Source organism: Kitasatospora sp. NPDC002543 (genome assembly GCF_053594915.1).
Genome location: NZ_JBSFWR010000174.1, coordinates 1 through 9,023, shown reverse-complemented (window position 1 = coordinate 9,023; position 9,023 = coordinate 1). Strand labels below are relative to the sequence as shown.

General features: G+C 73.5%; 9 protein-coding genes. 5 read left to right on the top strand and 4 right to left on the bottom strand.

The window, feature by feature from the left end:
• The 4 genes from ACWD4P_RS36990 to ACWD4P_RS36975 all read left to right on the top strand — a co-directional run.
• On the top strand, positions 1 to 501 hold a 501-nt coding region (locus ACWD4P_RS36990; protein WP_449782660.1), incomplete at its 5' end, for an acyl carrier protein.
• Entirely contained in the window at positions 498 to 2,186 is a 1,689-nt protein-coding gene (gene mhpA / locus ACWD4P_RS36985) for a bifunctional 3-(3-hydroxy-phenyl)propionate/3-hydroxycinnamic acid hydroxylase MhpA (protein WP_449782659.1), read from the top strand. The genes ACWD4P_RS36990 and mhpA, both read left to right, overlap by 4 nt.
• Positions 2,187 to 2,388: 202 nt before the next feature.
• Positions 2,389 to 3,816: a class II 3-deoxy-7-phosphoheptulonate synthase gene (locus ACWD4P_RS36980; protein WP_449782658.1), complete on the top strand. Its 1,428-nt coding sequence runs from the start codon at positions 2,389 to 2,391 to the stop codon at positions 3,814 to 3,816.
• A gap of 137 nt (positions 3,817 to 3,953) precedes the next feature.
• On the top strand, positions 3,954 to 5,471 hold the full coding sequence (locus tag ACWD4P_RS36975; RefSeq protein WP_449782657.1) for an FAD-dependent oxidoreductase: 1,518 nt from the start codon (positions 3,954 to 3,956) through the stop codon (positions 5,469 to 5,471).
• 92 nt (positions 5,472 to 5,563) lie between these two features.
• Here the strand turns inward: ACWD4P_RS36975 and mftC are convergent, their stop codons facing one another.
• From mftC to ACWD4P_RS36955, 4 genes are read right to left on the bottom strand one after another with little or no spacing between them, the layout of a single operon-like run.
• Positions 5,564 to 6,751, bottom strand: a complete 1,188-nt coding sequence (mftC, locus tag ACWD4P_RS36970; protein WP_449782656.1) for a mycofactocin radical SAM maturase — start codon at positions 6,749 to 6,751, stop codon at positions 5,564 to 5,566.
• Entirely contained in the window at positions 6,748 to 7,041 is a 294-nt protein-coding gene (gene mftB / locus ACWD4P_RS36965) for a mycofactocin biosynthesis chaperone MftB (protein WP_359830309.1), read from the bottom strand. Before mftB ends, mftC begins: the two co-directional genes overlap by 4 nt.
• Before the next feature lie 14 nt (positions 7,042 to 7,055).
• A complete protein-coding gene (mftA, locus tag ACWD4P_RS36960; protein WP_449782655.1) occupies positions 7,056 to 7,184 on the bottom strand; it encodes a mycofactocin precursor MftA in 129 nt (42 codons plus the stop codon).
• Between the two features lie 57 nt (positions 7,185 to 7,241).
• Positions 7,242 to 7,823 (bottom strand): flavin reductase family protein, encoded by a 582-nt coding sequence (locus ACWD4P_RS36955; RefSeq protein ID WP_449782654.1) that lies wholly within the window; start codon positions 7,821 to 7,823, stop codon positions 7,242 to 7,244.
• 173 nt (positions 7,824 to 7,996) lie between these two features.
• Between ACWD4P_RS36955 and ACWD4P_RS36950 the strand changes: the two genes are divergently transcribed.
• Positions 7,997 to 8,908: a proline iminopeptidase-family hydrolase gene (locus ACWD4P_RS36950; protein WP_359830316.1), complete on the top strand. Its 912-nt coding sequence runs from the start codon at positions 7,997 to 7,999 to the stop codon at positions 8,906 to 8,908.
• The last annotated feature ends 115 nt before the right edge of the window (positions 8,909 to 9,023 follow it).

Sequence of the window (9,023 nt, the reverse complement as noted above, 5' to 3'; positions counted from 1 at the left end):
GCCCAGCTCCATGTGCGGGGCGCCGGCCTCGACTGGTCGGCGGTGTTCGCGGGCACCGGCGCCCGCGCGGTGGAACTGCCCACCTACGCCTTCCAGCACAAGTCCTACTGGCTCGAGTCCTCGTCCGCGGCGAGGTCTTCGACGAACGGCTCAACCGAACTCAACGAGGTCATGGTGGAAACGGAAATGGTGGAAACGGAAGCGGACGCGGCGATGGCGGAGGCGCTGAAGCAGCGGCTCGCCGGACTGCCGTCGGCCGAGCAGGTGCAGGTGCTCCTGGAGCTGGTGTTCACGCACACCGTGGCCGTCCTGGAGCAGCCGAACGCGGACGCGCTGGAGGCGGACTCCCCCTTCTTCGAGGTGGGCTTCAACTCCCTGACCGCGGTCGACCTGCGGAACCGGCTGAACGTGGCGACCGGCCTCGACCTGCCGGCCATGCTCCTCTTCGACCAGCCGACCCCGCAGATGCTGGCCGAGCACCTGAAGGAGCAGCTGGCATGAGCGACTTCGACACGAACGCGGGCGGCGCCGCCCGGGCGACGACGCCGAACGCCGAGGAGACCGCCGACGTCCTGATCGTCGGGTACGGCCCGGTCGGCCAGGTCCTGGCGATCCAACTGGCCCAGCGGGGCTGGCAGGTCACCGTCGTCGAGCGGTGGCCGGAGCCGTACCGGCTGCCGCGCGCGGTGGCGTTCGACGGCGAGGCGGCCCGGATCCTGGCCGCGGTCGGGATCAGCGACAGCTTCGACCGGATCGGCGAGTCCTCCCGCGACTACACGGTGACCAACCTCGCCGGGGACATCCTCTTCCGGCTCGACGTCGACGACCTGCGGCGCAACGGCTGGCCGGACTCCACGTCGATGTACCAGCCCGGGCTGGAGGCCGCGCTCGCGGAGCGGGCCGGCGACTTCCCGAACCTGAGGGTCCTGCGCGGCCAGGAGGCCGTACGGCTGGAGGAGCGCGGCGACACCGTCGAGCTGACCACGGTCGAGCACGGCACCGGGAACCGGCGCCTCCTCACCGCGCGCTGGGTGGTGGGCTGCGACGGCGCCAACAGCTTCGTGCGCGGAACCTTCGAGCCGGACTTCACCGACTTCGGTTTCCAGCACGAGTGGCTGGTGTGCGACGTGGTGCTCCACGAGCCCAGGGAGTTCGAGCACAACAACCTCCAGCTCGCCGACCCGATCCGGCCCAGGGTCGCCGTGTCGGCCGGGCCCGGGCACCGGCGCTGGGAGTTCATGCGGATGCCGGGGGAGAGCTCCGAGGAGTTCAACACCGAGGAGACGGCCTGGCGGATGCTGGAGCTCTGCGACGTCCGCCCGGAGAACGCCACGCTGGACCGCTTCACCTCCTACGTCTTCCAGGCCAGGCTCGCCCACCGGTGGCGGTCCGGGCGGGTCCTCCTCGCGGGCGACGCCGTGCACCTGATGCCGCCGTTCGCCGGGCAGGGCATGTGCTCGGGTCTGCGCGACGCGGCCAACCTGGCGTGGAAGCTCGACCTCGTCCTGCGGGACGGCGCCGACCAGCGGCTGCTCGACAGCTACGACGCCGAGCGGCGCCCGCACGTCAAGAACGCCATCACCATGTCGGTGAACCTGGGCAGGGCGATCTGCATGACGGATCCGAAGGCCGCCGCCGACCGGGACACCGTCATGATGGCCAGCCGTCAGCGCGGACTGGGCCTGGCCCGCCCGCAGACGGTGCTGGAGACCCTGGTCGACGGCTTCCTGCACCGGGACGGGGCCGGGAAGCCGGTGGCGCCGGCCGGGAAGCTCGGCCCGCAGGCGCGGGTGGCCGAGGGCGAGGTGACCGACCGCTTCGACTCGGTGGTCGGCACCGGCTTCGTCCTGCTCACCACCGAGGAGCCGGACGGCCTGCTCGACGCCGGGCAGCGGGAGCTGCTCGACTCGCTCGGCGGCCGGGTGGTGCGGCTGCTGCCGGCCGGCGCGACGCCGCCGCGGCGGGGCGGCGAGGGCGGCGAGGGCGGCGAGGGCGGCGAGGGCGGCGACCGGGTCGTCGTCGACGTCGACGGCGTCTACCTGTCTTTCCTGGCGGAGCTCTCGGCCTCGGCCGTCCTGGTCCGCCCCGACTTCTACGTGTTCGGCGCCGTCCGGGAGCGATCGCAGCTCCCGGCGCTGCTGTCGAGCCTGCGCGAGCAGCTCTCGCCGGCCGTCGTCGCCGCCTGAGCACCGCCACGGCGCCGCCACGGCACCACCGACGGCACCACTACGGCACGGCCACGGCACCCCCCCACGGCCGCGGCACCGCCATGGCATCCCCCACGGCACCGCCACGCCCGCCGGTCCCCCGGCCGTACCGCACGGCCGGGGCACCGGCGGGCGCCCCGCAGACCCCACGAGAACCACCCAGCAGACGGGCGGAGATCCCATGACCGAAACGATGACGCACCCGCCGCAGCGCCGGCTCGACGCGCCGGAACTGCCGACCGAACTGCCGACGGAGCTGCGGGCACGGCTGGCGGACGCCCTGCTGCGTCCCGCCGCCCAGCAGCCGAGCTGGCCGGACCCGGAACGGACCGGCGCCGTCCGGGCCGTGCTGGCCGACGCGCCCCCGCTCACCTCGCCCGCCGAGATCGACCGGCTGAGCGCCCGGCTGGCCCGGGTGGCCAGGGGAGAGGCGTTCCTGCTGCAGGGCGGGGACTGCGCCGAGACGTTCACCGGCAACACCGAGTCGCACGTCCGCGGCACGATCCGCACGCTCCAGCAGATGGCCATGGTGATCGCGTACGGGACCGGCCTGCCCGTCGTCAAGGTCGGCCGGCTCGCGGGGCAGTACGCCAAGCCGCGGTCCAACGCGACGGACGTCCTGGGCCTGCCGGTCTACCGGGGCGACATCGTCAACGCGCCCGAGCCCACCCCCGAGGCCCGACGGGCCGACCCGGAGCGGATGCTCAGGGCCTACAGCAACTCCGCGATCACCCTCAACCTGCTGCGGACGCTGACCAGTGACGGCGCGGTCGACCTGCGGCGGGTGCACGACTGGAACCGGGAGTTCGTGCGCACCTCGACCGTCGGCGACCGGTACGAGCTGCTCGCCCTGGAGATCGAGCGCGGCGTGGGCCTGCTGTCGGCCTGGGGCGCCGGCCACGACACCCCGGACACCGGCGAGATGTTCGCCAGCCACGAGGCGCTGCTGCTCGACTACGAGCAGGCGCTGCTGCGGGTGGACCGCTCCCCGGCCGGCGAGCCGCGGCTGTACGGCCTGTCCTCGCACTTCCTGTGGATCGGCGAGCGCACCCGGCAGCTCGACGGCGCCCACATCGCCCTCGCCGAACTGCTCGCGAACCCGATCGGCCTGAAGCTGGGCCCGGGGACCAGCCCTGAACAGGCCCTGGAGTACGTCGAGCGGCTCGACCCGCACCGGGTGCCGGGCCGGCTCACCCTGATCAGCCGCATGGGCAGCGGGCGGATCCGCGAGGTGCTCCCCCCGATCGTGGAGCGGATCACGGCCTCCGGGCACCAGGTGGTCTGGCAGTGCGACCCCATGCACGGCAACACCTACGAGTCGGCCAGCGGCTACAAGACCCGCCACTTCGACGCGATCGCCGACGAGGTCGAGGGCTTCTTCGAGGTCCACCGCGAGCTGGGCACCCACCCGGGCGGCATCCACGTCGAGCTCACCGGCGACGACGTCACGGAGTGCACCGGCGGGGCGCAGGAGATCGACGACATCGCGCTCGCCGACCGCTACGAGACCGCCTGCGACCCCCGGCTGAACAGCCAGCAGTCGCTGGAACTGGCCTTCCTCATAGCCGAGTTGAGCTCCCGTGCGTTCGCGCGCCCGCTCGCCCCGTGACTGACGTCACGTCAGCTCGGAGGGGGGACTTAGGGGTGGTCCGGCCGGATCACGCGCACATACGTTCTCGATGAAACGCGTTCGAGCTTCGGGGGCCCCGCGCACCGCGGGTGCCGGGCCCCCGGCAGGGGGGAAACATGATCAGTAGGCGGACTCTGCTCCGCGGCGGAGGCGGACTGGCCCTGGCCACCGCCGTGATCGGCGCCGGCTCGGCCGCCGCGCCGGTCTGGGGCGCCCCGGCCACCGAGTGGCTGCGGCTGCGCAACCGGCTCCAGGGTTCCCTGGTGCTGCCCTCGGACCCGGGCTACGACCTGGCCAAGCAGCTCCAGATCGCCAGCTACGACGCGGTCGCCCCGCAGGGCATCGTGTACTGCGAGACACCCGGGGACGTGCGCACCGCGATCTCCTTCGCGCAGTACAACGGCCTCGGGCTGCGGACCAGGAGCGGCGGCCACAACTTCTCCGGCTGGTCCACCGGCGACGGCCTGGTCGTCGACACCTCCCGGCTGAACCAGGCCGTGGCGACCGGCGGCACGGTGCACATCGGCCCGGGGGCGAAGTCGGTCGACGCGCTCAGCGCCCTGGCCCCGTACGGCAAGCAGGTGGTCGCCGGCACCTGCGCCACGGTCTGCCCCGGCGGGTTCATCCCGGGCGGCGGAATCGGCTACCAGAGCCGGAAGTTCGGCCTCGGCTCGGACCGGGTGGTGGCCCAGACGATCGTGCTGGCCGACGGCCGGACCGTCCGGGCCACCGCCGGCAACGAGCCCGACCTGTTCTGGGCGCTGAACGGTGGCGGCGGCGGCAACTTCGGCGTGGTGGTGGACTTCGAGGTCCGGCCGATCGACGCCCCCACCCAGGTCTACTTCAGCCTGACCTGGGACTGGTCGAAGGCCGAGAGCCTGTTCGCGGCGTGGCAGGACTCCCTCGTCGACGGCCCCGACAGCTTCGGCTCCGCCTTCATCCTGGCGCTGCCCGACGCGGCGCCCGGCAACACGCCGACCGTCCTGCTCACCGGCTGCTACCAGGGCCCGAAGGCCGAACTGGACGCGATCCTGGACGGATTCGCCGGGGCGGTCAACGCCGCGCCCCTCACCCGGGTGGTGGCCGAGGGCACCTACGCCCAGGCGCAGATGGAGGTCTACCACTGCGGCGAGCTGACCCAGGACCAGTGCCACCGGGTCGGCCAGACGCCGGGCGCGACGCTCCCGCGGACCGCCTACGAGCAGGAGGCGTACCGCTTCGTCGCCGAGCGGCAGGGCGCGGCGGGCATCACCGACCTGGTCCAGGCCTTCGACGCCGACCGCCGGGCCGGCCAGCGCCGCTTCCTGCACTGCATGGGCCTCGGCGGCCAGGTGAGCCGGGTCGGCCGCACCGACACCGCCTACGTCAACCGGGACGCCCTGTACGTCCTGGGCTACGTCGCCGAGCTCGACAAGCCCAACGACCAGGACGGCCCGGCCGCCGCGGCCTGGGTCGACGCCGGCGCGACGGTCCTCGACCGCATCGCCAGCGGCGCCTACGTCAACTTCCCCAGCACCAGGCTGGAGAACTGGCGCGAGGCCTACTACGCGGAGAACTACCCGCGCCTGGTCGACGTGAAGCGCCGCTACGACCGCGACAACTTCTTCCGCCACCCGCGCAGCATCGGCGCCTGACCCGGCACCGCCCCGAGCGGACGCCGGACGGGCCGCCCCCGCCACCCGGCGGAGGCGGCCCGTCCGGCGTTCCGGCAGCCGGGCCCCGGGCCCTAGCGGACGGCGAGGTCCAGGGGGCTGGTGTCGCAGGGGCGGGCGGCGGTCGGCGGCGTGGCAGGGTCGGGACGGCGGCCGATGGTGACGGGGACGGGGGCGCGGCGCCGGCGGGAGTGGTCGTGGGCGGGCGCGGGGACCGCGCCGGCGGTGGTGAGGGCGAGGTCGCCGTGGCCGCGGACGCACTCGGGGTCGGGGCCGTCGAGCGGCAGACCGGTGAAGAGCTTGGCGGCCATGCACCCGCCGCGGCAGGCGTCGTAGGCGGAGCAGCTCGCGCAGGCCCCCGCCGACTGGGGCGCGCGCAGGCTCCGGAACAGCGGGGAGTCCCGCCAGACCCCGGCGAAGCCGCCCGGTTCCAGGACGTTGCCGGCCAGGAACTGCTCGTGGATCACGAACGGGCAGGCGTAGACGTCGCCGACCGGGTCGATCAGGGCGACCACCCGGCCCGCGCCGCACATGTTGAGGCCCGGCAGCGGCCCGGAGCCGAGGGCGTTCAGGTGGAAGAAGGAGTCGCCGGTCAGGACGGACTCGCCGTGCACCAGCAGCCACTCGTACAGCTCGCGCTGCTGCTCGGCGGTGGGGTGGAGGCGGTCCCAGACCTCCGCGCCGCGGCCGGACGGGCGCAGCCGGGTGATCCGCAGCTGGGCGTCGAAGCGGGCGGCGAGCGCGGCGAACTCGTCGAGCTGGCCGACGTTCTCCCGGGTCACCACCACGCTGATCTTGAAACCGCGGAAGCCGGCCTCGGCCAGGTTCTCCATCGCGCGGACCGCGGTGGCGAACGACCCCGCGCCCCGGACGGCGTCGTTCACCTCGGCGGTCGCGCCGTCCAGGGAGATCTGCACGTCCACGTAGTCGCTCGCGGCGAGCCAGCGGGCCCGCTCGGGCGTGAGCCGCACGCCGTTGGTGGAGAACTTCACGCCGACCTGGTGGTCGGTGGCGTACTCGACCAGCTCCCAGAAGTCGGGCCGGACGGTGGGCTCGCCGCCACCCAGGTTGACGTAGAACACCTGCATCCGCTGGAGCTCGCGGATGACGGCCTTGCACTGCTCGGTGGTCAGCTCGCGCGGGTCCCGGCGGCCCGAGGAGGACAGGCAGTGCACACAGGCCAGGTTGCAGGCGAAGGTCAGTTCCCAGGTCAGGCAGATCGGGCTGTCCAGGCCGGCGGCGAACTGGTCGACCAGCTTCACGGGGTACTGCCTTCTTCCTTGTGGTGGTCCTGCGGTTCGATCACGCCCGTCTCGGCCAGGCCGGCCAGCGCCCGCAGGTAGGGGGCGCGCTGCGGCTCGGGGACACCGGCGGCGACCAGGGCGGAGTGCACGTCGGCCGCCCGCTCCAGCCCCTGGACGACGTCGACCAGCAGCCTGGTCTTGAGGAACGAGAGCCGACGGGTGCCGAAGTCGTAGGCCAGCGCCCCGAACGGCTCGGGGCGCAGCGCCACTCGGGGCGAACACCGGTAGGGGCGGGTCGCGTCGAACACGTCGGTCTCCCGGCTCAGTAGACGCCGCACATGCCGTCGATGGAGACCTCCTCGACCAGGAGGTCCTCCTCGACGACCTCGACGGTCTCGGTGGTGGCGGCGATGGCGTCGGCCTCGGGCGCCGCGGTGGCGGTGTCGGACACGGGTGCTCCTCGGATCGGGCGCCGGCCGGTGCGGCCGGCGCTGGGGCGTCGGGTGGCTCAGAGGGCCGACAGCGTGCGGAAGTCCCGCTGGAAGTAGACGACCGGCCGGTCCCCGAGGACCTGCGCGTCCGTCACCTCGCCGACCACGATGGTGTGGTCGCCGCCGTCATACCGGTCGCGGGTGGTGCACTCCAGGACGGCGCAGGAGCCGTCCAGCACGGGGTGCCCGTCGGTGCTCGGGGTGATCCGCCGGCCGCCGAACTTGTCGGCGTCCCGGGTGGCGAAGCGCAGGGCCAGCTCCGCCTGCTCCGCCGCCGCCACGTGCACCACCCAGGACCGGGCGGTGAGGAAGGCGGGGTGGCACTGGGCCGACTTCGCCAGGCAGAACAGCACCAGGGGCGGCGCCATCGAGACCGAGCAGAAGGAGGTGGCGGTGAACCCCCACCGGGCGCCGGAGGCATCGGCGGTGGTCACGATGGCGACCCCGCTCGGGTAGCGGCCCATGGCGGCCTTGAACCGGCGCTGCCGCTCCTCCAGCGGGACCGGCGGCGCGGCGACGGCCCCGACGGCCGCCTCCCGGGCGTGCTCCGGCGCGCTCGCGGGCTGCCCCGTCGACGCCTCTGCCGTGCCCTGGCTCACGCCTCTCTCCTCCGTCGGTCCGCCGGTCTCGTCCTCTGCGGTGCCGACAGTACTGCCGGCACGGCCGGGCCGGTCCCCCTAATCCGGGGCGGAGGGGCGTGAACCGGCTGGCCGGGGCCCCTCTGGGGTGCCTAGGGGTAGGCCCGCCGACCTCCCCCTCGTAGCCTCACGGCGTGACGACACTGCCTCCCAACCCGCCTCCCACGACCAAGGCCACCGCACCCTTCGGCGACCACGAGACCTGGTACCGGGTCACCGGCGAACTCGGCGGCGGGCCGGCCCTCGTGGTCGTCCACGGCGGCCCCGGCAGCACCCACGACTACCTGCTCAACCTCTCCCTGCTGGCGGAGGCGGCGGGCGTCCCGGTCGTCCACTACGACCAGCTGGGCAACGGCGGATCGACCCACCTGCCGGACCGGGGCGCCGACTTCTGGACCCCCGAGCTCTTCCTCGACGAGCTCGACAACCTGATCGGCCACCTCGGCATCGGCGGCGACTACGTCCTGTTCGGCCACTCCTGGGGCGGTCTGCTCGCCACCGCCCACGCCGGCCGCCGACCGGCCGGCCTGCGCGGCCTGGTCATCGCCAACGCCCCCGCCTCGTACCCGCTCTGGCTCCGGGCGGCGGCGGAGCTGCGCGCCCAGCTGCCGCCCGGCGTCGACGACACGCTGCGCCGCCACGAGAGCGCGGGCACCACCGGCGACCCCGAGTACCAGGAGGCGATGCGGGTCTTCTACGAGCGCCACGTCTGCCGGCTGACGCCCTGGCCGCGCGACTACCTCGCCTCGTTCTACGAGGTGTACAACGACCCGACCGTCTACTACACGATGAACGGGCCGAGCGAGTTCCACGTCGTCGGCACGCTGAAGGACTGGTCGGTGGAGGACGCCTGCGACCGGATCGACGTGCCGACCCTGGTCGTCTCCGGCCGCCACGACGAGGCGACGCCCGCGACCCTGGAGCCGTTCCTGGACCGGATCGGCGACGTGCGCTGGGAGCTGTTCGAGGAATCGAGCCACATGCCGAACCTGGAGGAGCCGGAACGGTTCCTCCAGGTGATGACGGAGTACCTGCGGGAGATCTGAGCGACGGAGCGGGACGGGAGCGACTCCCCGGCGACCAGGGCGCGGACCAGCTCCGCGGTGGCCTTCTCGCCGGTGTCGGACAGCACGACCCCGTTGTGGATCCACTGCCAGACCT